Annotated in this window: 20 protein-coding genes and 2 pseudogenes; 6 read left to right on the forward strand and 16 right to left on the reverse strand. The window is 36.9% G+C overall.

Going from position 1 to position 25556, the window contains the following annotated elements; all coding sequences use genetic code 11:
* Positions 1-9 precede the first annotated feature (9 nt).
* The 4 genes from ACFPVY_RS16925 to ACFPVY_RS16940 all read left to right on the forward strand — a co-directional run bounded on the left by ACFPVY_RS16925 (position 10) and on the right by ACFPVY_RS16940 (position 5747).
* On the forward strand, positions 10-1191 hold the full coding sequence (locus ACFPVY_RS16925; RefSeq protein ID WP_379793345.1) for a VWA domain-containing protein: 1182 nt from the start codon (positions 10-12) through the stop codon (positions 1189-1191).
* Between the two features lie 115 nt (positions 1192-1306).
* Positions 1307-2938 (forward strand): DUF4139 domain-containing protein, encoded by a 1632-nt coding sequence (locus ACFPVY_RS16930; protein ID WP_379793346.1) that lies wholly within the window; start codon positions 1307-1309, stop codon positions 2936-2938.
* 275 nt (positions 2939-3213) lie between these two features.
* A complete protein-coding gene (locus ACFPVY_RS16935; protein WP_379793347.1) occupies positions 3214-4272 on the forward strand; it encodes an endonuclease/exonuclease/phosphatase family protein in 1059 nt (352 codons plus the stop codon).
* A gap of 119 nt (positions 4273-4391) precedes the next feature.
* Positions 4392-5747 carry a PQQ-dependent sugar dehydrogenase gene (locus tag ACFPVY_RS16940; RefSeq protein ID WP_379793348.1) on the forward strand — a complete coding sequence of 452 codons (1356 nt, stop codon included), beginning with the start codon at positions 4392-4394 and terminating at the stop codon, positions 5745-5747.
* Between the two features lie 192 nt (positions 5748-5939).
* On the opposite strand, the gene ACFPVY_RS16945 is transcribed toward ACFPVY_RS16940, so the two are convergent.
* Positions 5940-6899 carry an OmpA family protein gene (locus ACFPVY_RS16945; RefSeq protein ID WP_379793349.1) on the reverse strand — a complete coding sequence of 320 codons (960 nt, stop codon included), beginning with the start codon at positions 6897-6899 and terminating at the stop codon, positions 5940-5942.
* A gap of 207 nt (positions 6900-7106) precedes the next feature.
* Positions 7107-7868, reverse strand: coding sequence for an exodeoxyribonuclease III (locus ACFPVY_RS16950; protein WP_379793350.1), 762 nt, complete (start codon positions 7866-7868; stop codon positions 7107-7109).
* Between the two features lie 147 nt (positions 7869-8015).
* Between ACFPVY_RS16950 and ACFPVY_RS16955 the strand changes: the two genes are divergently transcribed.
* Positions 8016-9824: a GNAT family N-acyltransferase gene (locus ACFPVY_RS16955; RefSeq protein WP_379793351.1), complete on the forward strand. Its 1809-nt coding sequence runs from the start codon at positions 8016-8018 to the stop codon at positions 9822-9824.
* Positions 9825-9870: 46 nt separating this feature from the next.
* On the opposite strand, the gene ACFPVY_RS16960 is transcribed toward ACFPVY_RS16955, so the two are convergent.
* The 9 genes and pseudogenes from ACFPVY_RS16960 to serS form a co-directional block, all read right to left on the reverse strand.
* On the reverse strand, positions 9871-10335 hold the full coding sequence (locus tag ACFPVY_RS16960; protein ID WP_379793352.1) for a DUF2752 domain-containing protein: 465 nt from the start codon (positions 10333-10335) through the stop codon (positions 9871-9873).
* The gene (locus ACFPVY_RS16965) at positions 10307-10681 is read right to left on the reverse strand and encodes a DUF4234 domain-containing protein (RefSeq protein ID WP_379793353.1); all 375 of its coding nucleotides are present in this window, start codon (positions 10679-10681) and stop codon (positions 10307-10309) included. The genes ACFPVY_RS16960 and ACFPVY_RS16965 overlap by 29 nt, the downstream gene beginning before the upstream one ends.
* 137 nt (positions 10682-10818) lie before the next feature.
* Positions 10819-10971: pseudogene (locus ACFPVY_RS16970) on the reverse strand (DUF805 domain-containing protein); the annotation flags it as partial.
* A gap of 432 nt (positions 10972-11403) precedes the next feature.
* Positions 11404-12351, reverse strand: a pseudogene (locus ACFPVY_RS16975) (2-hydroxyacid dehydrogenase); the annotation flags it as partial.
* Positions 12352-12500: 149 nt separating this feature from the next.
* Positions 12501-13853, reverse strand: a complete 1353-nt coding sequence (gene mgtE, locus ACFPVY_RS16980; protein WP_379793354.1) for a magnesium transporter — start codon at positions 13851-13853, stop codon at positions 12501-12503.
* A complete protein-coding gene (rsmA, locus tag ACFPVY_RS16985) occupies positions 13843-14622 on the reverse strand; it encodes a 16S rRNA (adenine(1518)-N(6)/adenine(1519)-N(6))-dimethyltransferase RsmA (protein ID WP_379793355.1) in 780 nt (259 codons plus the stop codon). The genes mgtE and rsmA overlap by 11 nt, the downstream gene beginning before the upstream one ends.
* A gap of 80 nt (positions 14623-14702) precedes the next feature.
* Positions 14703-15023, reverse strand: a complete 321-nt coding sequence (locus tag ACFPVY_RS16990; protein WP_379793356.1) for a DUF4286 family protein — start codon at positions 15021-15023, stop codon at positions 14703-14705.
* Between the two features lie 65 nt (positions 15024-15088).
* A complete protein-coding gene (locus ACFPVY_RS16995; RefSeq protein ID WP_379793357.1) occupies positions 15089-16864 on the reverse strand; it encodes a tetratricopeptide repeat protein in 1776 nt (591 codons plus the stop codon).
* A gap of 153 nt (positions 16865-17017) precedes the next feature.
* Positions 17018-18289, reverse strand: a complete 1272-nt coding sequence (gene serS / locus ACFPVY_RS17000; protein WP_379793358.1) for a serine--tRNA ligase — start codon at positions 18287-18289, stop codon at positions 17018-17020.
* A 159-nt stretch (positions 18290-18448) separates the two neighbouring features.
* On the opposite strand from serS, the gene ACFPVY_RS17005 reads away from it, so the two are divergent.
* Entirely contained in the window at positions 18449-20368 is a 1920-nt protein-coding gene (locus tag ACFPVY_RS17005; protein ID WP_379793359.1) for a M1 family metallopeptidase, read from the forward strand.
* A gap of 12 nt (positions 20369-20380) precedes the next feature.
* Here the strand turns inward: ACFPVY_RS17005 and ACFPVY_RS17010 are convergent, their stop codons facing one another.
* From ACFPVY_RS17010 to ACFPVY_RS17030, 5 genes are all read right to left on the reverse strand, one after another.
* Positions 20381-21208, reverse strand: a complete 828-nt coding sequence (locus tag ACFPVY_RS17010) for an HAEPLYID family protein (protein ID WP_379793360.1) — start codon at positions 21206-21208, stop codon at positions 20381-20383.
* 279 nt (positions 21209-21487) lie between these two features.
* A complete protein-coding gene (locus ACFPVY_RS17015; protein ID WP_379793361.1) occupies positions 21488-22693 on the reverse strand; it encodes an MFS transporter in 1206 nt (401 codons plus the stop codon).
* A 123-nt stretch (positions 22694-22816) separates the two neighbouring features.
* The gene (locus ACFPVY_RS17020; RefSeq protein ID WP_379793362.1) at positions 22817-23803 is read right to left on the reverse strand and encodes an alpha/beta fold hydrolase; all 987 of its coding nucleotides are present in this window, start codon (positions 23801-23803) and stop codon (positions 22817-22819) included.
* A gap of 81 nt (positions 23804-23884) precedes the next feature.
* Positions 23885-24385, reverse strand: coding sequence for a hypothetical protein (locus ACFPVY_RS17025; RefSeq protein ID WP_379793363.1), 501 nt, complete (start codon positions 24383-24385; stop codon positions 23885-23887).
* A gap of 60 nt (positions 24386-24445) precedes the next feature.
* Positions 24446-25420, reverse strand: coding sequence for a 2-hydroxyacid dehydrogenase (locus ACFPVY_RS17030; RefSeq protein WP_379793364.1), 975 nt, complete (start codon positions 25418-25420; stop codon positions 24446-24448).
* Positions 25421-25556 lie beyond the last annotated feature (136 nt).

A 25556-nucleotide genomic window follows, 5' to 3' on the forward strand; every position in this document is an offset into this window, starting at 1 on the left:
CCAATCATTATGAAAACGAAAATTCTTTTTGCGACAGCACTTTTGGCGACTTCGCTTTGCTTTAGCTGTGACTATTTTAAAACAACTTCAAAAGATCCGGTGATTGATGAAAATCCGGAATTGGCTCTGAATACGCCTCCAGAAATGAGCGGAACGAAAATTCAAGTGGCGCTTTTGTTAGACACTTCCAATAGTATGGACGGTTTGATTGACCAGGCAAAATCCCGACTTTGGAACATTGTCAACACGTTGACGACTTTAAAATATGAAGGAAAAAATCCGACGATTGAAATTGCCTTGTATGAATATGGAAATGACGGGTTGTCTGCTTCAACGAATTTTATTCGCCAAGTGACGCCACTTTCTACGGATTTAGATTTGATTTCAGAGAAATTATTTTCGCTGAGAACCAATGGTGGCAACGAATATTGTGGCGCCGTGATTCAAGATGCTACAAAAAAACTTGAATGGGGAAGTGAGAAAGGAAATATGAAATTGCTTTACATCGCCGGAAATGAAGAGTTTTCTCAAGGTCCGATTAGTTACAAAGAAGTGATTAATGATGCTTTGAAAAAAGATATTTATGTGAATACGATTTTCTGCGGAAATAACTCTGAAGGAATAAATTCAAGCTGGAAAGACGGTGCTGACAAAGGCCAAGGAAAATATTTCAATATTGATTCTGACGAAAAAGTGCAATATATCGCCACGCCTTATGACGACAAAATTTACCAATGTAACGAGCGTTTGAACGGAACTTATGTGAGTTACGGAAGCAAGGGCGTTGAAAAGAAAGCAATGCAAGAAACGCAAGACCGAAATGCAGAATCAGTTTCGTCTTCAAATTATGCAGAACGCGCAGTGAGCAAGTCAAAAGCGGTTTACAAAAATGATTCTTGGGATTTGGTTGACAAAGTGAAAGATGATAAAGAAGCTTTGGGAAAAATAAAAAAAGAAGAGCTTCCGAAGGAATTGCAAAATAAATCTGCTTCAGAATTAAAAGCAATCGTGGAAACCAAAACCAAAGAACGCGAAGCAATTCAAAAAGAAATGGCCGATTTGGCAAAAAAACGCCAGGAATTCATTGATGCCGAAGCTAAAAAGCAAAAGGTAAAAGATGATTTGGGCAACGCAATCGCTTCTTCAATTAAAGATTTTGCGAAAGTAAAAGGTTATACTTTTGAGAAATAAATCTTTGCAAAACCTCGAATCTATATTCGGGGTTTTTAATTTTTATTTTTTACCTTCCCAACCTTTTCAACTTTTTTATACTCTATATCAATAAGGACACTTAAATATAATCCAAATGAAAAAAATTCTTTTCTTTCTGCTTTTTTTCCAAGCAATGGCGTATGCGCAAAAGCCAATTTTTACTACGGCAAAAGTGAAAAACGCTACCGTTTACTTTAATGGAGCGGAACTTTCGCAATCTGCTTCGCTGAACCTTCCGGCGGGAAACAGCGAAATCGTAATCAAAAATGTCGCGGTTTCGCTTAATGAAAGCACGATTCAAATTGGCGCGCCGTCTTCGGTAACGGTTATGTCGGTTCAGTTTACAAACAATTACATTTCGGAATATGAAATTGACGAAAACTCTCCGGCGATAAAAAAAGTGCGCGACAGCATTGAATTGGTACAAAAAGATATTGCCAAAATTCAGGTTGAAAAAGGCTCTTACAATAAAACCATCGAACTTTTAGACCGAAATCAGCAGGTTTCTGGAGCGAATTCTGGACTGAATGTGACCGAATTGATGAAAATGGTAGAGTATTACAAAACCAAAAGAAGTGAATTGAGCAATTCGATTGCATTGTTGGTCGAAAAGGAAACAAAACAGAACGAAAAACTTCAGAAGCTTAGAAACAAATTGGAATTTGACACTAAAAACGAGGAAAAAATTTCTTCCGGAAAACTGATTCTTCAAGTGATGAATACTGTTGCCGGCAACACGCCAATTGACATTAGCTACATCACAAACACAGCAACTTGGCGTCCATTTTATGATTTGCGTGCTGAAAACCTGACTTCTTCAATTAATATGATGTACAAAGCGCAGGTTACTCAAAACTCTGGAATTGACTGGAAAAAAGTGAAACTGACGCTGTCATCTGGCGTTCCAAATCAAAATAACCAGGCACCCTTATTAAATCCATGGTTTTTAAATTATGCTTATCAAAATGACTATGAAAACGATGAGAAATTGGCAGAGGTTTCGGTAAGTTCACTTAAAGGAAAAGTTTCTGGTTTGCAAATCGCTAACGCGAAAATTATACAAAAAGAAGAAATGGAACAGTCTTCTATTTCAAACTACACAAACGTCCTTGAAAATCAGCTAAATACTTCTTTTGATATTGACATTCCGTATGATATTTTGTCTAACGGAAAAATGCACAGCGTGACTTTAAAAGAAATGAAATTGCCTGCCACTTATAAATATTTTGCAGTTCCAAAAGCGGACAAAGAAGCCTTTTTATTGGCGGAAATTAGCGATTATTCAAAATATAATTTGTTGCAGGGCGAAGCAAATATCGTTTTTGAAGGAATGTATGTGGGCAAAACGCAAATCAATCCAAATCAGACTTCGGATACTTTGAGTTTGAGCATGGGAAGAGATAAAAAAATTGCGATTTCAAGAGAAAAAATTGTGGATAAATCAGGAACAAAATTTTTATCGTCCTATAAAGAGCAGACCTTTACGTATGACATTGTCGTGAAAAACAATAAAAAGGAATCGGTTCAAATTCTGCTGAAAGACCAATATCCAATCAGCACTGACAAAGAAATGACCGTGGAATTATTGCAAAGCGACAAGGCGAAAGTTAATGCCGAAACCGGAATTCTTTCATGGGATTTAAAACTTTCTCCAAATGAAACCAAGAAAATCAGGATAAGTTACAAAGTAAAACATCCAAAAGACAAAACAATTGACAATTTATAGAAACGTTATAAAGGAATAAGTTGATTTTTGTCATTCCGACGAAGGAGGAATCGCCACAATTTGAGCTACTGACGGAGGTTCCTCCTTCGTCGGAATGACATGTATAGGTCATTTGATTCTCTAAATAATTCGCAAAAAATAAATAGAATCCAATAATCAATTAAATAGAAAAGGTACAGCTTGCGTTGTACCTTTTTTATAAAACAAATCCTAAATTTATTCTAATAAAAAAGGTGGTGGAAATTTAATTTATACCTTTAAATCAAATTTCTTTTATGCTCAAAATTCTACTTTACGTCTTATCCTTTATCGCCATACTTTCTGTTCTGCTTCCGTTTATTAAAAAAGACTTTTGGATTTTTCGGGTTTTTGATTATCCTAGGTTGCAGAAATTTACCATCATCGGAATTTTGGCCACTTGTTGGTTTGTCTTTTTCCGCGAAAGCGAATTTTGGCTTGACATTAGCATTAGCATTTTTTTGTCTTTCGCCTTTTTCTACCTTTTATATTTGATTTTGCCATTTACTTTCCTAGGAAAAACAATGATTGACAGAGTTTCCGGAAAAAATAAGGAAACGATTAATTTGCTCGTAGCGAATATTTATCAATACAACAGAAAGTATCAAAAGTTATTAGATTTGGTCAAAAAGCGAAATCCAGACATCGTTTTTTTGGTGGAAACCGATGAAAAATGGCTTGATGGCGTGAAAGAATTGCGAGAAGAATATCCGCATTATATAGAAATTCCTTTGGATAATACGTACGGACTTTTGTTTTACAGCCGGCTTCCGATTAAAAACCAAGAAATAAATTATCTTATTGATGAAGAAATTCCGTCGATTATTGCCGATGTAGAATTTGACAATCAGCTTGTTAGAATATTTGGATTGCACCCCACTCCGCCCGTTCCGCAGGAAAATGAACACAGCACAGACCGCGACGCCGAGATTTTATTAATTGGGAAAATGGCAAAAAAACACGAAGGCCCATGTGTGGTAATTGGCGATTTGAACGACGTCGCTTGGAGTTATACCACAAAATTGTTCCTGAAATCAAGCGAATTGCTAGACCCAAGACGCGGACGAGGAATGTACAGCACTTTTCACGCCAAATATCCGTTGCTTCGCTGGCCGTTAGACCATTATTTTGTGAGCAGTCACTTTCGATTGGTCGATATGAAAGTCGAAAAACATATTGATTCAGACCATTTTCCGATAAGCATTTGCTTGGTACTTTCGCATCAAGATGATGAAGATAAAATGGTTGCTGACGCCGAAGATAAAGAATTAGTGGAAGAAAAAATTGAAGCCGGACTTACCGATAATCCGATGTGATTATCAAAAACTAAAATTAATTTTAAATATTTAAGAAATATTTAATCAATATAAGTATTTCATTATGAGTTAGTTTGAAAGTATTTAACTAAATTTACTTAAATCAAAACTACCGCATTATGAAAACAACACTACACTTACTAATTTTATTTTTATCAAATGTAATGCTTTCGCAGACCATTGGAATACAATCTTTCGCCACGGGTTTTAACACACCGACGGAAGTTACAAACGCTGGAGATTCCCGTATTTTTGTCGTTCAAAAAAACGGATTGATAAAAATTGTAAATCCAAACGGAAGCACAAATACAACTAACTTTTTAAATGTGACTTCGCTAATCGCAAACACCGGCGAACAGGGATTATTGGGATTGGCTTTTCATCCAAATTATGCCACGAACGGTTATTTTTACATCAATTACAATAATACTGCGGGAAATACGGTTGTGGCGAGATACACGGTTTCTGCCGACGCTAACGTAGCCAATGCTTCAAGTGCCCAAATTTTGTTGACCATTACCAGACCTTCAGCAACAAATCATAATGGCGGAAGTTTAAAATTTGGTCCTGACGGAAATTTGTATATTTCTACAGGTGATGCCGCAGACAGCGCTCGTGCCCAAAATACCAATGAATTACTTGGAAAAATATTGAGAATAGACGTAAATTCTGGAACTCCGTATGGAATTCCGAGTACGAATCCTTTTGCTGGAGCAACCGCCGGAGCTGATGAAATTTGGGCGTACGGACTCAGAAATCCTTGGAAATTTTCGTTTAACAGAACCAACGGCGATTTGTGGATTGCCGACGTTGGCGAAGTGACGATTGAAGAAATCAATAAGGTTTTACCAACAGCTGCCGGTTTAAATTATGGCTGGAGATGTTATGAGGGAAACAATTCTTATAACACTTCTGGCTGTGCACCGATGAGCACGATGACCTTTCCATTGGCACAATACACCCACGCTGACGGATGCTCAATCACGGGCGGTTATGCTTATACGGGAACACTTTATCCAAATTTTGCCGGAAAATATTTTTTCGCTGATTATTGCAGAAATAGAATTGGAACGGTTAGTGATGCCGGAGTAATTAGTTACACGCCAAATTTTACCGGAAGCAACAGTTTCACCACTTTTGGGGAAGATGTGAACGGTGAATTATACATCGCTTCTGCCGGAGGAACGCTTTATAAAGTCGTTGACACCTCTTTAAACACTGATAGTTTTGCCCACAACGGTTTTGTGATGATGCCAAATCCTGCGACCGAAAAAATTATGATTTCCAATCAAAATGGAACGATTTTGAGTCAGCTTTCGGTTATTGATTTATCAGGAAAATTATTGGCAGAAATTCCGTTAGAAAACACTTCGGAACATTATATTGACACCAGTTTCCTTCAAACCGGAATATATCTGGTTACGCTTCAAGATGTTTCTGGAAACAAATTTACTTCAAAATTAAACATTAGATAATTAAAAAAGATGATGAGAAACTAAGGTATTTAGGTACTAAGTAGTTTTAAACCTTAATATCTCAGCACCTGAAAATATAAGGGTTGTTATTAATTAAAAAGGCTCGAGATAGTCAATTTATCTCGAGCCTTTTGTTTATTTAAAATCTAAAAATCTTGGCGCCTCAGCAACTTTAAACCCCAGAAACTTTTCTTACAAATCATTCAACATTTTAGAAATTTCATCTAATTTTGGAGTCAAGATAATCTCTATTCTTCTGTTTTTTGCTTTTCCATCTGCTGTTGTATTTGGAACCAGCGGTGCAAATTCTCCACGACCTGCTGCAGTTAAATTTTTCTTGTCAACCGCTTTGTTTTCAGCGATGATATTTACGATTGCAGTGGCGCGTTTTGTCGATAAATCCCAGTTGTCCACGATTTGTCCAGATCCGCCATAAGGCACGTTGTCAGTATGACCTTCAATTAAAACGGAAATGTCTGGATTAACTCCAAGTACTTTTCCAACTTCCACAACAGCACGTCTTCCTTCAGTTCCCACAGCCCAAGAACCAGAACCAAAAAGCAATTTATTTTCCATAGAAACATACACTTTTCCGTTTTTTTGTTCTACCGTAAGCCCTTTTCCTTCAAAGCTGTTCAAGGCTTTCGATAAGGTTTCTTTCAGTTTTCGCATGCTTTCTTCTTTTGAAGCAATCATTCCTTCTAATTCGTCCACTCTTGCAGAACGACTTTTTAATTCAGCTTGCAATTTGTTCAATCTTTCTTGCTCTGCCGCCAACGCTTTTTCTTTGGCTTCTAATTGTGCCAAAAGCTCGCGGTTCTTTTTCATATTGGTGTCTAAAGCGTCACCACTATTTTTTTCTAAATCGCTATAAGAAGATTTCAACTTATTTAAATTACCGGAAGTAGCCGCATAATCTGCAGCCAATTTATCTCTTTCGGCTTTTAATTTATCCAATTGCGATTTTAAATCTTTTGACTCTAATTCTAATTGGTTTTTGGTTTTTGATAAGTCGCCATTTTCATCAGAAAGGCTTCTGTTTTCTTTTTTTAAGTTGGCATATTTGCTTTCTAATTCTTTGTACACTTTTGACGAAACGCACGATGTTGTCAGTGCTAAAGCCAATAAGCCGAGGGAAACTTTTTTAATCATAATGTAAGTTATTGTTCTTGTTTAATTCTAAATTTTATTTATTTCTAAAAGCAATAGCCCAGATTGCAAGGGAAAGCCCGGAATTTTTAAATCTATTTTTCACAGCAGGAAAAACAGCGACCGGAGGAAGCTCGTTTTTTTGCTAGTGAAAAAAGATTTTAAAAATGAGGACTTGCACTGAAAAGCGGGAAATAGCTTCTAAAAAATCTACTCAATTTCTACTAATACCGGGCAATGGTCTGAATGTTTGGCGTCTGGCAAAATCACCGAACGCGTCAATCGATTTTCTAATGGCTTGCTGGCCAAAATATAATCGATTCTCCATCCTTTATTGTTTCCTCTGGCGCCGGCGCGGTAACTCCACCACGTGTAATGATGCGGATCTTTGTTAAAATGACGAAACGAATCGACGAATCCGTTTTTCATAAAAATGTCGAGCCAGCTTCTTTCCTGTGGCAAAAATCCCGAAACTTTTGCGTTGCGAATTGGATCGTGAATGTCAATTGCTTCGTGGCAAATGTTGTAATCACCGCAAATCAAAAGGTTTGGAATTTCCTTTTTCAGCTCGGTAATATAGTTTTGAAAATCGTCCATAAACATAAATTTGTGGTCTAATCTCAAAATATTTGTGCCCGAAGGAAGATACAAACTCATGACCGAAAAATCGTCATAATCCACGCGAAGGTTTCTTCCTTCGAAATCCATGTGCTCAATTCCCGTACCAAAAACTACATTATTGGGTTTTGTTTTACATAAAACTGCCACACCGCTGTATCCCTTTTTTTGTGCTGGAAACCAATAATTATAAGGGTAACCTGCTTTTTCAAATTCGCCCAGCGGAATCTGTTCTGGCGTTGCTTTTATTTCTTGAAGACAAATGATGTCTGGACTCGCTTGTTCCAACCATTCAAGGAAACCTTTGGCGATCGCCGCACGAATTCCGTTGACATTATAGGAGATAATTCTCATTTTTAATTCAATTTTGACTTTTTCAAAAGTAAGTAAAAAAAGATTAACCATTATTTAAAATCTATTTGATAGTGGGCGTAAAAAAATGAATGTGTTAATGCAATTTTGCTATCTTTGTTTTTTTACGCACGAAAACAAAAAATGTAAATGGGTCTAGTCACCGCTAAAGAAGTTGCTAAAGCAATAAACACTGATAAATATGGGGTTTTGGGTACTTTTTCAGGCTGGTTGCTCATGAAAATACTCAAGATTTCTACCTTAAATAAGATCTATGACAGGAATAAACACTTAAAAGATGTGGAATTCCTGAACGCGATATTGGATGAATTTCAGATAAAATTTGAAATTCCGGAAGAAGATTTAAAGCGTTTGCCAAAAGACGGCGCTTATATTACTATTTCAAATCATCCGCTTGGCGGAATTGATGGCATTTTATTACTGAAATTAATGCTTGAAAGAGAGCCGAATTTCAAGATTATTGCCAACTTTCTATTGCACAGAATTGATCCGATGAAACCTTATATTATGCCGGTTAATCCTTTTGAAACTCACAAGGATGCAAAATCGAGCGTGATTGGAATCAAGGAAACGCTTCGTCATTTAAGCGATGGAAAACCATTGGGAATGTTTCCTGCCGGAGAAGTTTCTACATATAAAGATGGAAAACTGGTGGTCGATAAACAATGGGAAGAAGGCGCGATTAAATTGATTAAAAAAGCAAAAGTTCCGGTTGTTCCAATTTATTTCCATGCAAAAAATAGCCGTTTGTTTTACTTGCTTTCAAAGTTGGATGATACTTTAAGAACGGCAAAACTTCCTTCAGAATTATTGACTCAAAAAGATCGTGTGATCAAAGTTAGAATCGGGAAAGCGATTTCTTTAAATGAGCAAAACGAACATGAAACGATTGAAGAATATTCTGAATTTTTAAGAAGAAAAACGTATATGTTGGCGAATCCTTTTGAAAAGGAAACCAAGCTTTTAGATACGTCTAATTTAAAAATTAACAGAAGTCCGAAAGAAATTGCGATGCCGGCAAATCACGAGCAAATTGTGGCCGAAGTCGATGCTTTGAGAAATACAGATTGTCGATTATTGCAAAGCAAAAATTATGAGGTTTTCTTTACCGAAGCCAATAAAATTCCGAATGTTTTGCATGAAATCGGAAGACTTCGTGAGATTACTTTCAGGGAAGTTGGTGAAGGAACGAACGAATCTTTAGATTTAGATCGTTTTGACAAATATTACCACCATATGTTTTTGTGGGACGATGACACAAAGCAAATCGCCGGCGCATACCGAATGGGATTAGGTTCTGAGATTTTTCCAAAGTATGGAATCGACGGATTTTATCTTCAAGAGCTTTTCCGTTTTGAGCCAGAATTGCACGATATGATGAACAAGTCTATCGAAATGGGACGCGCTTTTATTACCAAAGATTTTCAGCAGAAACCGATGCCGTTATTTTTGCTTTGGAAAGGAATTGTGCACACGACTTTGCGTTATCCAGATCATAAGTTCTTGATTGGTGGCGTGAGTATCAGCAATCAATTTTCTGATTTTTCGAAATCGCTGATGATTGAGTTTATGAAATCGCATTATTATGATCCTTACATTGCGCAATATGTGCATCCGAAGAAAGAATTTAAAGTAAAATTAAAAGATGCCGATAAGGATTTTATCTTTGATGAAGCCGAAGCTGATTTGAATAAATTTGATAAAATCATTGATGAATTAGAACCAGGAAGTTTGCGTTTGCCTGTCTTGATTAAAAAATACATCAAGCAAAATGCGAGAGTTGTGGCTTTTAACGTTGATCCGCTTTTTAACAATGCCGTTGACGGTTTAATGTATATCAGAATCGCCGATATTCCCGAAAGCACAATGAAACCCGTTATGGAAGAATTTCAAGCTGAACTGGAACGAAAGCTGATTGAAAAAGGAGAAAAATTATAAAAAGAAACCCAAGATTGATGTCTTGGGTTTTTTGTTTTTATGAAATTTATCTCCAAATGGATTCTTTGATTATTTCATCGACGGTATGATCTTTTACAAAATAGACTAATCGTCCTAAATGATATGTCATTAAAATTATTCCTAAGAAATAAGCGACTTTTCTGCTGTAAAAAATGCTGTTGAAATATTCGTTTTTTGTAATCAATTCGGCCGTGAGCGTTATTATTACTACAAAGCAAAACACAAAAGCAAATGGCCCGAAAAGATGGTAATAGAAACTTTTTGCTAAATTTCCTTCGTATAAATAAACCAAAGATTTTGTAATTCCACAACCCGGACAAGGAAATCCTGTGAGCATCTTAAACGGACACAATGACTGATCGGTTTCAAGGTGATTGTGATCGTTATGAAGCATCAAAAAAAACGGAATTGCCAGCGTCAATAAAGCTCCGGCAATTCCGTAAATTTTTAATTTATTTTTTTTATTTATTGTATAACTTGTTGATATCACCTTGAACAATCATTGCGGCAACCATTGGAAAAAAGAAACCTAAAATTAATAATAATGTAGATTGGTCTTTTTGCGGTTCGCCAGTTCTTTCATACACTTTTGGCAAACCTTCTTTACCTGCCAAGTAGTAAAAGTACAAATTTACTGGCATGCAACATCCAGAAAAAATGGCGATTGGTTGTGAAATCACTTCTCTTTCTGCGACAGCGTTAATAACTTCTGCGATCTTTATATTCCAATAAATTAGGTATAATCCACAAGTTATTATGCCAAGAACCAGCACTATTATTGGATCTACATTAAATTCAGGAATTGGCCTGCGATTGTCAGGATTGATTATTTCCATTGTTGATTTTTGTTTTTGAGTTTGTTGGGATAAAATTAACAAAAATAATAAGACATAAAAGCTTTTTTATAAAAATTAGAAAAAATAAAAAACCCAAGCCTTTCGACTTGGGTTTCAAAATATTGAAAAGTATAAATTTAGTAATCTGTACCTAATTTATTTACTTCATCATATTGATTTTTTGGATCTGGACCATATTCGTTAGATCCTTGTATTCCTTCTGTTGCCAACAAGACAATAAGCCAGATTGCCCCAATAATTGGAATAAAAATAATTAGTATAAACCAACCACTTTTGTTAACATTTTAAAATTATAGAAATATTTTGTCAACAGGATCCCAGAGTTCAATCTTATTTCCTTCTAAATCTAAAATTGACGCAAATTTTCCATAATCAAAAACTTGCATTTCATCCAAAACCTGTACGTTTTCAGCTTTTAGATTTTCTAACAATCTTTCTAAATTTTCAACTCTAAAGTTTTGCATGAATTGTTTCTGTGAAGGCTCAAAATAGTTGGTTTCACTTTTAAAAGGCGACCATTGAGTGGAACAATCTTCGCCCTCTTTATTTTTCCACCAAAAAGTGCAACCATAATCATCTGTGTTTAAACCAAGATGTTTTTTGTACCACTCTTTTAATAATGTAGGATTTTCAGCTTTGAAGAAAAAACCCCCAATTCCGGTGACGCGTCTTTCTTCTTCTTCAAGATGGCTTTCGCCGAAATAAATTGCTTTTATTTTATCAACGATGGTTTTCGCCAATTTAATGTGGCTTTCAAAAGTCCAGCCGGCGATGTGTGGCGACAGAATTACTTTGTCAGATTCAAGTAAATATTGAAAAGCATCCGGAATTTTATCTTCTTCAAAAAGCGTTTCGAAAGACAATTTTTCATATTCCAAAACATCCAAACCAGCTCCGAGAATTTTACCAGATTTCATAGCTTCCACCAAATCGGCGGTCAAGACATTCTTTCCTCTAGAAGTATTTATCAACCAAAAAGGTTTCGCAAAAGCATCAATATAATCGGCATTGACTAATTTATCAGTTTCTGGCATCCACGGAATGTGCAAGCTTAAAACATCTGCTTTTTGCTGTAATTCTTCCAAAGAAACTTGCTTTGCATTTGCATCGCCAACGTCTTCCATGATATCATAACACAAAACTTCTACATCAAAACCACGGAGTTTTTTGGCAAAAGATTTTCCCATATTTCCGTAACCGATAATCCCAACGGTTTTTCCGTCTAGTTCAAAACCACGGTTTTTTTCTCGGTTCCAATGTCCAGAACGGATTTCACGATCGGCTTGATTTAATTTATTGAAAAGCGACAAAAGCATCCCGAGCGAATGTTCGCCAACTGCGTTTCTATTTCCTTCTGGCGCGGCGATTAACGCAACGTTTTTGGTTTCAGCATAATCGGTGTCGATGCTTTCCAAACCAGCGCCAACTCTCGCGATGAATTGCAGATTGATGGCTTTGTCTAAAAAAGTCTTGTCAATATTGAAACGGCTTCTGATTACGATTCCGTGATAATCGTGAATTTTTGATTCGATTTCTTCTTTTGTAGATTTGAAATCTTCATGGTTTGTAAATCCGGCTTCTTGCAATTGCTCCATCATTATTGGATTATTGCTGTCGATGTGAAGGATTTTTATGTCTTTTGGTATCATTCTTTGGTGAATTTCTTTCTACCAAATTTAAAGAAAAGACCGCAGATTCGCAGATTTATTTTTAATTCTAAATCACTTTTAGAACACAGATGACACGGATTTTAAAAATTATTGAAATCCGTGTCATCTGTGTTCAAATAAAAAAGTATTTAAAATCCTAAAATCAATTTTGCAATAGAAAAATAAATCAAAATTCCGCAGATATCATTGCTTGTAGTGATAAACGGACCGGTCGCCAAAGCGGGATCAATTCCAAATCTATTTAGCAATAAAGGAATAAAAGTACCTATTAATGAAGCAATTACGATTACAGAAATCAAGGAAACGGTTACTGTAATTCCTAAATTTATATCAACATCGAGCAGAAAATGGCTTCCTGCAAAAAGTATTGTTGCTAAAATTACGCCGTTTAATAAACTCAGCGAAACTTCTTTCACTAAACGATTCCAAAGCGAACCGCTGATCGTGTTATTCGCCAAACCTTGCACGATAATCGCTGAAGATTGTACGCCAACGTTTCCGGCCATTGCAGCGATAAGCGGTGTAAAAAAGAAAAGCTCGCCGTGCTCTAACATCGCGCCTTCAAAAAGTCCGAGCATTTTGACGGAAATAAAGCCTCCTAAAAGTGCCAAAACCAACCACGGAAGTCGGGCTTTTGTCAGTTCTAAAATGCTGTCATCGGCTTCAACGTCTTGCGAGATACCGGCCGCCAACTGGTAATCTTTATCGGCTTCGTCTTTGATCACATCGACAATATCATCGATGGTGATTCTTCCGACCAAACGACCCAATTCATCTACAACCGGAATGGCTTCCAAGTCATATTTCTGCATAATTCTCGCAACCTCAACGTCTTCGGTATCCACTCGAACATAATCCACTTTTGGAATATAAACCTCGCTGATCGGCGTTTTTGTGGAAGTTGTCAATAAATCTTTAAGCGAAAGTCTTCCTTTTAGGCGATTTTCATCGTCAACAACATATATAGAATGTACTCTTGAAATATTTTCTGCCTGGATGCGCATTTCTTTGACGCAAGTCAAAACATTCCAGTTTTCATTGACGCTCACAAGCTCTTTTCCCATCAAACCGCCGGCAGTATCTTCGTCATAACGCAACAAATCGACAATGTCTTTGGCGTGTTCAACGTCGTTCAGCTCAGAAATTACCTCGTTTTTAATTTCGGTAGAAAGTTCACCGATAATGTCGGCCGCGTCATCGGTGTCTAATTCGTCAAGCTCTTCGGCAATCTCTTTTGGCGAAAGCCTACTCAAGATATTTTCACGCAAATCATCTTCCAATTCAAGAAGAATTTCTGCGGTTTTTTCACTGTCTAAGACCTTGAAAATATAAGTTGCCTCGTCAAAATCAAGCTCATCAAGGATTTCAGCGATATCAGCGTGGTGCATATCGTTCAGCAAAACTTCCAATTGCTGGTCGTTTTTGCTTTCGATTAATTCTTCAATTTCAAGAATAAGCTCCTTACTGATTTTAAACTGCATCGGCCTCAATTTTTTGTGTTAGTTCGATAAATTGCTGGAAATCCAACTGTTCTGGACGGAGGTCAAAGATAGTGTCTTCTCGCAAATTATCCGAAAGATTCATCGATTTTAAGCTGTTTCTAAGCGTTTTTCTTCGTTGCTGGAAACCCGTTTTCACTACTGTAAAAAACAATTTTTCACTACAAGGAAGCGTGAAATTTTCTTTTCTGCGCAAGCGCAAAACGCCTGATTTCACTTTTGGTGGCGGATTAAAAACATGTTCGTGAACCGTGAACAAATATTCGGCTTCATAAAACGCTTGCACTAAAACAGATAAGATTCCGTATGCTTTTGTGCCTTTCTTTTCACAGATTCTTTCGGCAACTTCTTTTTGAAACATTCCCGAAAATTCTGGGATTTGGTTTCGCAATTCCAAGGCTCTAAAAACAATCTGAGTCGAAATATTGTAAGGAAAGTTTCCGATGATTGCAAATTGCTTTCCTTCGAAAATCTCATTAATATTGTATTTCAAAAAATCTTTGGAAATAATATGATCGTGCAGTTTCGGATAATTTGCATTCAGGTAATCCACCGATTCATTATCAATTTCAATGACGTAAGTTGTAGTCGGTTTATCCAACAAATATTTGGTCAAAACGCCCATTCCTGGTCCGATTTCCAAAATATTTTCATAGCCTTCAAGACTCAACGTGTCCGCAATGTCTTTTGCAATGCTTTCGTCGTTCAAGAAATGCTGTCCAAGATGTTTCTTGGCTTTTACCTTTTCCATTTTAATTTTTGATTTAGGATTTTTGATTTAAGATTTCTCGCTAAATCATTGTCTAATTTTCTAATTAACGAATTCGCTAATTAAACCGCTTTATGCTCGCAGATAAATTCTAATTCTGTTCTGAACGACAGCATTTTATCCCCGAATAATTTCTGACTTTGTTCACGAAGTCTCGGCGCATCTTCTTGGTAATATTTCTGCAAAGTTTCATGAGAATCAGTGTGGAACTGAACTGAATAGGTTTTTCCGCCCATTTGTTCTTCTACTAAAACTTTTACCAAATGTGCTTTTGTAAATTTTCCGGTTGCCAAAACTTCAGGAATATGCGTGTGTTGCATCCAGTGAATCCATTCGTCGTGAACAGAATCGTCGATATTTGTGGTTACGTTGTAGATTATCATATTTCTTTGGATTATTCGATTGTTAGATTTTTCGATCATTTTGAGTCAACTTCGAACTCATAACTCTAAAGATTCGCATCGCCTCGCAACTGCCTGAATTTCTTTCTGGCGTCAATAAAATAAATGCTGTCTTCGTGGTTGAACAAAACTTGTTCATAAAGCGATTTTGCTTTTTCAATATCTTTTAAATCGCTGTAAATTTCTGCTGAAAAATATAAAGCTTCGTCAATGTAAATTCCTTCCTTGTGATTTTCGATTATGGTTTGGTAATTCGATAACGCAGAAGTATAATCGCCTAATTTTTCATAAATCTGTCCGATTCTCAAAAGCGTTTCGTCTTCAATTTCTTGACCTTTGTATTCTTTTAAAATCGCTTTGAATTGTTCCAAAGCTTCTTTATTTTTATTTTGGTACAAAAGATAATCGCCTCGGGCAAATTTCTTCAAGCCAACTTGCGTTGAATCAGCCACGGTATTATCATTTATCAGAAGAAATAATTCCAATGCGTCGTTGGCAATCAATTGCGTTGAAGCCGATTTTAATTCCTTGAACTGCTTTAAAGCCCATTCAAAATCGGTTTTAAAATAACTGGTTTTCGCCGCTTTTAAACTCGCTTCATGACCAACTGGGTCGTTTTTCAAATCTTCCTCAATTTGGGAATAATAAATCAAGGCTTGGTTAAATTTTTCTTCGTATAAAAGAATATCAGCCAATTCCATTTTCACGTCGGCGGTTTGATATTTGTTCAACGGAAGTTCTAAAGTTCGTTTCAAAATGGTTTTTCCTTCCTCCGGATTCTTCATATTGAACGTCGTATAATGTGCTTGAAGGATTTGCAGTTGCAAGCTATACGGCGTGATTCCGAATTTTTTTACCAATAAATCCAATTCGGCTTTCAGCGCTGGATAATTTTTTTCGGGCGCTTTTTTGATTTTGGCTTCCATCAAATAATAGTTGGCCAAAATCTGCAAATCTTGGTCTTGCGTATTTTCTAAAACAAATCCGAAAATTTCCTGCGCGGTTTCTTCTTCGTTTTCTTCCAAGGCCAATTGCGCCAAATTCACGATGTTTGAAAACGATTCTGGGTCTCTTCTGTAGATGGCTTTTTCTTGGATAAACGCTTTGGAATATTCTTTTTGCTGTACAAAAAACCAACTTAAAAATTGGTTCCAAAAAATATCTTGATTTTTCTGTGCTCGAAGCAAAAGTGATTTTCGCAACGACGTATTAAACGATTCTTCGGCTTCGTCGTTCATAAAACGCGAAAGCTGATTTTGAATCATAATCGTGCTGTTTGGATTCGCAAAAGATTCGTCTAAAAAAGTTTCAATCATCAAATCGGTTTTTCCAGATTGGCCGTATAAAACCGCCATTTGATAATTAAAATTCATTTTTGGCTCGATGCTGACCGCCAATTTATACGATTGCAAAGCATAGTCCAACAAGGTTTTTTTCTCAAAAGCGTTGGCGATTGTATAAACATTTGATGGATTTTCTTTGATTTTCTCTACCGCTTGGTCATAATATTTTTTTGACTTGGACGCCTCTTTTCGCAATTGGAAATTATAACCCAACTCTACCAAAAGCGCAGGTTGTTTATATTTGTCCAATCGGTCTTGAAGCAATTTTTCTGACACGTCAAAATGTTGCATTTGCTGATGCGATTCCACTAATTTTTGGAAATAAAAGCTATTCGCAGGTTGGTTTTTCAGCAAATCTTCATAGCTGATAATCGCCTTTTCAAATTCTCCTTTGTCAAAATAATTCAGCGCCAATTGCTCGTTTTGAGAAAAAGCAATTAGGGAGAAAAATAAATTTATAATAAGGAGGATTTTTTTCATTTTTTAGAAAATCAATTGCTACTAAGATAACATTTTTTCAGGCGAAATAGTATTAATAACCAATGAAATATAAATTATCAAATGCCCTTACAGTTTTATACGGTTCTTGAAAACCACACAAAATTTGCAAGGGCATTAATTTTAAATTTGGAATTAATTTATAATATCAAATCCGGTATATTTCCTCAAAACTTCTGGAATTACGATTCCTTCTGGAGTTTGATAATTCTCAAGAATTCCGGCCAAAACTCTTGGCAATGCCAACGAACTTCCGTTTAAAGTGTGTGCCAGATGGTTTTTTCCGTCTTTGTCTTTGAATCGCAATTTCAAACGATTGGCTTGAAAAGTCTCGAAATTTGAAACTGAACTGATTTCCAACCAACGGTCTTGTGCGGTTGAAAACACTTCAAAATCATAAGTCATCGCAGACGCAAATCCCATATCACCACCACAAAGTCGCAAGATTCTGTAAGGCAATTTCAATTCGTTTAAGATTTCGCGAACGTGTTCTACCATTCCTTCCAAAGCTTCATACGATTTATCTGGATGCTCGACACGCACGATTTCTACTTTGTCAAATTGGTGCAAACGGTTCAAACCACGAACATGTGCGCCATACGAACCTGCTTCTCTACGAAAACATGGCGTGTAAGCCGTTGCCAAAACCGGCAATTCGTTTTCTTGCAAAAGCACGTCTCTGAACAAATTCGTCACCGGAACTTCTGCTGTTGGAATCAAGTACAAATCATCGGTTTTGTCGTGGTACATCTGTCCTTCTTTGTCAGGCAATTGTCCCGTTCCATAAGCCGAAGCTTCGTTTACCAAATGTGGGACTTGGTACTCTTGATAACCTGCATCGGTATTTTTATCTAAGAAATACGTAATCAAAGCACGTTGCAATTTGGCTCCTTTTCCTTTATAAACCGGAAAACCAGCACCAGTGATTTTATTACCTAATTCGAAATCAATGATGTCATATTTTTTAACCAATTCCCAGTGAGGAAGCGCGCCTTCATGCAAAACCGGAATCTCTCCTTCTTGCAAAGTCGTCAAATTGTCCTCTGGTGTTTTTCCTTCGGGAACTAAATCTGCTGGAAGGTTAGGCAAAAGATAAAGCTGTTCTGTCAATTCATTGGTGTAAACATCCAATTTCTCAGATAAATCCTTGCTTTTTTCTTTCAACAAAACATTTTTCTGCTTCAAGATTTCCGCTTTTGATTTCTCGCCAGACTTCATCAATTCCCCAATGTCTTTGGATAGCTTGTTTGATTCCGACAAAATACCGTCCATTTCAGCTTGTGTCGCTCTTCTTTTTTCGTCGAGTGACACTGCTTGTTCAACAATAGTTTTGGCATCCATATTTCTTTTTGCCAAAGCTTTAAGGACTTTTTCCTGATTTTCTCGGATAAACGCTATCTGTAACATTATACTTGGTTTTTATAAGGAAGCAAATTTAGTGAAAAAAGGTTGACAGTTGCAAAGTTGCTTGCCAACAATATGGAAAGTTTTGCAACATTTTGAAACCAAGAAATTAACATTTCGTATATTATATTATTAAGTACATTTGAAAAATTTTTTATTATAATGAAACGCTTCCCAATTCTCATTGCATTATTATCGATTTTCTCGGCTTTTGGACAAAATCACAATCACCAAAACAGCCAAATTGCTGACGCTGAAAGAAAATCAGCAACAAATGTGATGAACGCCGTGGCAAATGTGAACACGCAAAACTATGACGTGAAATACCACAGAATGCGGTTTACGGTTGATCCTGCAACGTTATTTATCACCGGAGAAGTGACTACACATTATTTGGCAACGCAAAACCTCAACACCGTTACTTTTGACTTGAACAATACGTTGACAGTCAGTTCAGTTTTACGTCACGGAACTCCGGTAATTTTTACTCAAAACATTAACAAAGAAGTAGTTATCACGTTACCAACAACTCAAAATGCTAATGTTTTAGATTCTCTTACCATAAATTATTCTGGAATTCCGAGTTCAAACGAAGGTTCTTTCACGAAATATACGCACGCCGGAGTTGCTGGTTTTTACACTTTATCAGAACCTTTTGGCGCCAGAGATTGGTGGCCTTGCAAGCAGGATTTGAATGATAAAGTTGACAATATTGATGTGTATTTGACGATGCCTTCGCAATATGTTGGCGTTTCAAATGGCGTTCAAATTACAGCAGTTACAAATCCAAACAATACAAAAACCACACATTTCAAGCATAATTATCCAATTGCCGCGTATTTAATTGCAATTGCGGGAACCAATTATTCGATTTTTACACAGCAAGCAGGAACGCCCCCAAATACATTTCCAATCGTAAATTATATTTATCCAGAAACACAAACGGCAACTCAAAACAATTTGGCCGTGACGCTTCCGATTATGAATTTATACGAGCAACTTTTCGAAACTTATCCTTTTCACAATGAAAAATATGGTCATGCGCAATGTGCTTTAGGTGGCGGAATGGAACACACAACCGTTTCGTTTATGGGTGGTTTTGATCGAAATTTAATCGCGCACGAACTTGGACATCAATGGTTTGGAGATAAAATAACTTGTGGATCTTGGAAAGATATTTGGTTAAACGAAGGTTTTGCAACTTATTTATCTGGATTGGTTATTGAAAATTTAGACGGCGCGACTAGTTTTAACTCCTGGAAAGGAAGTTTAATCAATGATATCACGTCGCAAACCGGCGGTGCGGTTTATTTGACAGATGCCGAAGCGCTAAATTCTGGCAGGATTTTCAGTAGCAGATTATCTTACAATAAAGGTGCGATGGTGGCAAATATGCTTCGATTTAAATTGGGCGACACCAACTTTTTTCAGGGAATGAAAAATTATTTAGCTGACCCAAATTTAGCTTACGGATACGCTTCCACCGAAAATCTAAAAACACATTTGGCCGCAGCTTCAGGGATAAATTTAGATGAGTTTTTTAACGACTGGGTTTACAAACAAGGCTATCCAACATACACAATTACAGCGCAAAATTGGATTGGCGGGCAAGTTCGTTTTGTAATCAATCAAACAACTTCACATTTTTCTGTTCCGTTTTTTGAAATGCCTGTTCCCGTTAGAGTTACTGGTGCGGGAGGCCAAACTTTAGACTTAGTTTTAGACAATACCACGAATGGCCAAGTGATTTTAAAACCAGTTCCTTTTACCGTTACCGGAGTTATTTTTAATCCGAAGAATGATATTATCTCGAAAAATAGCACAATGACTTTGGGCAACGAAGATTTTGCTTTAATCGAAGGAATTAAATTGTATCCAAATCCAACTTCAAACATTTTAAACTTGCAATTACCGGAAAGTGTTTCCGTTGAAAAAGCCATTTTTTATAATTCTTTGGGACAAATTATTAAAGAGTCAAAAAGCGAGACTTCTTGGGATGTTTCTTCATTGCCAACCGGAATTAATTACATCAAAATTTATACGGATTCTGGAATGAAACAGATGAAATTTGTGAAAGCATAATCTCTAGAAATTCTAAGGTTCCCAAATTATTCTGGTCATAAAACTGACTCCTTTCTCTTTAAATTCTGTAGGAATTCCGGTTACGAAACCCAGATAAAGTCCGTTAGAAAGTTTCTGTTTGATTTGTGGCCTAAAGGTTACGGAAGATTCATTTTTCATAAATTCCATATTGGTTTCCAACCCGATAAAATTTCCTCCGGCAAAAGAATAGTGAAAACTCGCATTGACTTGACCAATCGTATTTATGTCATTGCTGTCTAAATGTTGCTCAAAAACAGGCCCGGTGTAAAGCAACGTATGCACATTTGGCGTCCATTTTTTTGCAACGATAAAAATTGGATTATATAAAATTCCTTCCAAGAATTTTCCGTGATGGTCGATTGAAGAAAACGATGAAAATTCAAATTCTTGAATATAACCAACCGCCATCGATGTCTGGTATTTTTCGGAAACCAAAAACGTATATTGTGTCGCAACTTTAAGTCCCTCTATTCTATTTTGTGGCGTTGCCGTAGTTTCAACACCGCCAACATCTTGATAGAATTTAAACGGAACTTCGACTTCAACTCCCAATCGATTGGCGACAGCAAATTCATATTCCATAAAGCCAGAATAGCTCATATATTCTTTGTAATCGTCGATTCCCATTCCAAAATTTAGTTCCTTCTCGCCTTTTCTGGCGCCCAAATCTCGGATCAAATCAAGATATAAAGGTTCGGCGTGGTGTATTTTTAGGGGTTTTGGTTTTTCAACGGTTTTTGTAATCGTATCTTTTAAAATTTGTGCATTTGAGTTTAGCGATGCAAAGAGAAAGGCGAGGAAAATAAGTGTGTTTTTCATTGTAAGTTTATTTGAAACAAACCTACATCTGCAAATAGGAAACAATTAGGAATAATGAAAATCCATAAAAAAAGGCCTTGAAATTAATCAAAGCCTTTCTATTATTTTGTCTTAAAAATTTATTTCACCAGTTCTAATTTATTCAATTCTAAAGTGATAAAATCGATTTCTGAAAGAGTTAATTCGTAGGTTTTTCATCTTTGAAAAAATAAAAATCAGGTATAAAAAATCTGCAACCCAAGACCGAATGTCGAATCGACGAAGTAACCTTGCAGTTTTTTACTCAATTGCCTTAATCCTGCTAACCATTATTGCAATCAAAACGCCAAAAACGCCGATGAAGGCGAATGAAAATTGCAGGCCAAACGCTTCCGCGATATATCCGATGATAGGCGGTCCCATTAAAAAACCAAGAAAACTTACGCTGGAAACTATCGTCAACGCTTCTCCCGGGGAAACCGTTGTGTTTTTTCCGGCAACGCTGTAAACCGTGGGAACGACAGTTGAAACTCCCAATCCAACCAACATAAATGCCAACGTTGATGGAATCAAATAAGGAAAGAAAACGGCAGTGAATAATCCGATGGAAATCATCAATCCGCTGATTTGAAGCACTCTTTTTCTTCCGAATTTTAAGATAAATCTATCGCCCACAAATCTTCCGGAAGCCATCATTACCATAAACGAAGTATAGCCCAAAATCACTAACGGTCCTGGCGCCTTCACGACATCTTTAAAATAAACACCGCTCCAGTCAAACATCACGCCTTCGCTTGCCATACAGCAAAATCCGATAACGCCGAGCCAAATTAAAGCGGTGTCTGGTTTGGTGAAAAATTTCTTTTTTTCTACGGATTTTTTATCTTTCGCTTTAATCAAAAATTTGAAATTCAAGACCATCAAAATAATGACGATTCCAAAGGTGATTATGAAATGTACGTAAGGCGTAATTTTGAAATATAACATTGCCAAACCAATGAAAGCGCCCGTGAATCCTGCCGAACTCCACGCTCCGTGAAACGATGACATTATGGTTTTTTTGAAAAGATTTTCGGTGTAAACTCCTTGTGTATTGACGGCGATATTGCTCAAATTCCCAAAAACTCCGAAAATAAAAAGAACTGCAGATAATTGCCAGGGGTCGTTTGCCAAGCCAATTGTAGTCATTAAAAACGCATACAAAGTCAGGCAGATCAGCAAAATTCGATGGCTCCCAAATCGCGTTACGACTTTCCCAGCAAACGGCATCGCAAACAGTTGCCCAAACGGAATGGCGAACAAAATAGTTCCCAAATCGCCTTCGCTCAAATGCAAAGTAGTTTTTAAGTCGGGAATTCGGCTCGCCCAAGTGGCGGAACACAATCCCATCGCGAAATAAAACAGTGAAACCGCCCAGCGAATTCGGTTCAAATACGACTGTTTCGCGTGTTTGTAACCTTTTAACTTTGGTCGCGTGTTGAACCGGTTGATGAATCTGAATTCCATAAAAATGTACTTTGATGTTTCGCCACGAATTTTACAAATTTCACGAATTCGTTCTAAAGCATTCGTGTCGGAATTGACAGCAAAGCATTAGTGAAAATTCGTGAATATGTGGCCATTCAAAACTTACTTCTTCAAAAAATCCAGCACCGGACCAATGAATTTTTCGTAGGCTTCAATATGAGGCAAATGTCCGACATTTTCTATTTCTACGAGCTGAGAATTCTTGATTTTTTTTGCGGTTTTTTTACCAAGTTCGGGATAATTTCCCAATGTTTTCTGTACTTCAGGAGAAGCTTTCCCTTTTCCAAGAGCCGTTCTGTCACGCTGTCCGATGATTAATAATGTTGGCGCTTTTATGTTTTCGAATTCATAAACAACGGGTTGCGTGAAAATCATATCATACGTAATCGCAGAATTTTGGGCAATCGCTGGATAATTTTTATTCAGCGTAAAACTCGCCAAGACATTTACCCATTTGTCATATTCTGGCTTCCATTTATTGTCGTAATAAAATTGCAACTGATAGTCTTTAATTTTTTGGTAATCCTGTTTCAATTCGCCTGCATACCAATCGTCAACACTTTGATACGGAACTACGGTTTTCCAATCTTCCAAACCAATTGGATTTTCCAAAATCAATTTTTCTACGGTTTCCGGAAACATTAACGTGAACCGTGTTGCCAACATTCCGCCCATTGAATGTCCGAGAACATTGACTTTAGAGATATTTTCTTTGTCTAAAATCGCTTTGGTATTATTGGCCAAAAACTGAAAACTGTATTGAATGTTTGTGGGTTTTGATGATTTTCCAAAACCAATTTGGTCAGGCATAATCACGCGGTAACCGGCTTTCGCCAAATCATTTGCGGTTTGTTGCCAATACATCGCGACGAAATTTTTTCCGTGCAAAAGCAAAACTGTCTTTCCATTAGGAGACTTTGGCTGTAAATCCATATAAGCCATCGTCAGATTTTGGTCTTGGGTTTTCACCGAAATTTCTTTGACCGGAAACGGATATTTTAGTTTTTCCAAATTTTCTCCAAAATCCTGCACTTTTTCTTGAGCAAAACTTGAAATTGAAATCAAGGCGATTATTAATAGTTTCTTCATAATTTAATTATTTATTTGCCACAGATTAAAGGATTTCCACCGATTAGTTTATTTAGAAATTATTTAATTTGCGTTGAAAATTTATTTTCCCCAAAGCGAAAGCAAACCTTCGACTTTTCCATAAACTGGGTCGCTGTCAGGAATCGGGACATTTTTAATGTTTTCATCAGCCTTTGGTCTTTCGCCATCTTCGCCTTTCATAATATCATAATCCATTCCGTCAGGATAAGCGCCGACAACACCAAAATCATCCGAAGACTCAATCAATTTATGTCCCAAACCAGCCGGAAGCGCAACCGCATCGCCTTCTTCAATGCTGAGTTTGTCGCCGTTTTCGCCTCCAAATTGAATCGTGGCAAAACCGCTGTAAATGCCCATCACTTCGTGCGTATTGCTGTGATAATGATGGTAATCATAAACTCCGTTTTTCCAAGAATTGCTCCAATTTCGGTCTTCAAAATGTTTCTTGATAAAATCGGCATCGGCTTTTTCTTCGGAGAAAACATTTTTATAAATCAAAAGCGGTAGCGGACTGTTCGGAATTTTTCCGTCGTCTTTGAATTTTAATTGTATCGTTTCCATTTTCATAATTTCTTGTTTTTTATAAAGTTACGCCGTTGAAATCGATATTGCTTACATTATTTATTCATAAATTTCTGAGTTCACCACTTTTGGAAGTCGCTCGCTTTTGATTCCCGCAATCGCATTTTTAGCGGAAAGAATTGCCATCGCATCGCGTGTTTCTTCTGTTGATGAACCAATGTGTGGCAAAACCGCAATATTTGGCATATTTAAAAGTTCATTGTCAAAATGCATCGGTTCTGGATTGGTAACATCTAATCCGGCTCCCCAAATGGTTTTGTTTTTCAAGGCTTCGAGCAAATCTTTTTCGTTGTGCATTGGTCCGCGAGCGGTGTTCACAAAAATGGCGTTCGGTTTCATCTTTGCAAAAGCTTCCTTGTTGAACAAATCTTTAGTTTCATCTGTAAGATTTGCGTGAACCGAAAGTACGTCGCTTTGTTCCAATAATTCTTCGAAGGAAACTTTTCTAGCTCCGAGTTTTTCTTCGGCTTCGGTATTATTGCTACGGTTATGGTAAATAATATCCATTTCAAAAGCGCCTTTGGAAGCTCTTGCCATTTCATATCCGATTTTTCCAAGACCTAAGATTCCGAGCGTTTTTCCTTGTAAATCTTGTCCGATATTAGCCAAAGGCTCGAAGAAATTCCAGTCGTCGTTAAGAATTCTTTTGTGATGGAAAAAGGCTTTTCTGGCTACGTTTTGCATTAATAAAAATGCAATGTCCGCTGTGGCTTTGCTCAAAACATCCGGCGTGTGGCCAACAGGGATTTTCAATTTTGTGGCTTCGGCAATATCTACGTTATCATAGCCGGTGGCGAACAACGAAATTACTTTCAAGTGCTTGCATTCGTTTAAGAATTCGGCGTCAATGTTGCCTCTTCCTGCAATCAGCAATCCGTCAACTTTTTTGCAATTTTCGATTAATTCTTCTTGGGTCAATTCTCTTTTTTCTTGCCATTGAGTTACTTCGATTCCAGCTTCACGGAAAAGTTTCAGTCCGGCTTCGGGGATTATTCTAGTGATGAATATTTTCATTTTTTTGGGTTCATTTTTTTGGGTGATCGGTTAAAGGTTTTGGAACGCGGATGACACGGATTCTACTGATTTGCGCGGATTTTTTTGTGATTTTCAATCTGTGTGAATCTGTGAAATCTGTGTTTTCATTTTTAAA

It is taken from the genome of Flavobacterium qiangtangense, from assembly GCF_042658345.1.
Taxonomy (GTDB): domain Bacteria; phylum Bacteroidota; class Bacteroidia; order Flavobacteriales; family Flavobacteriaceae; genus Flavobacterium; species Flavobacterium qiangtangense.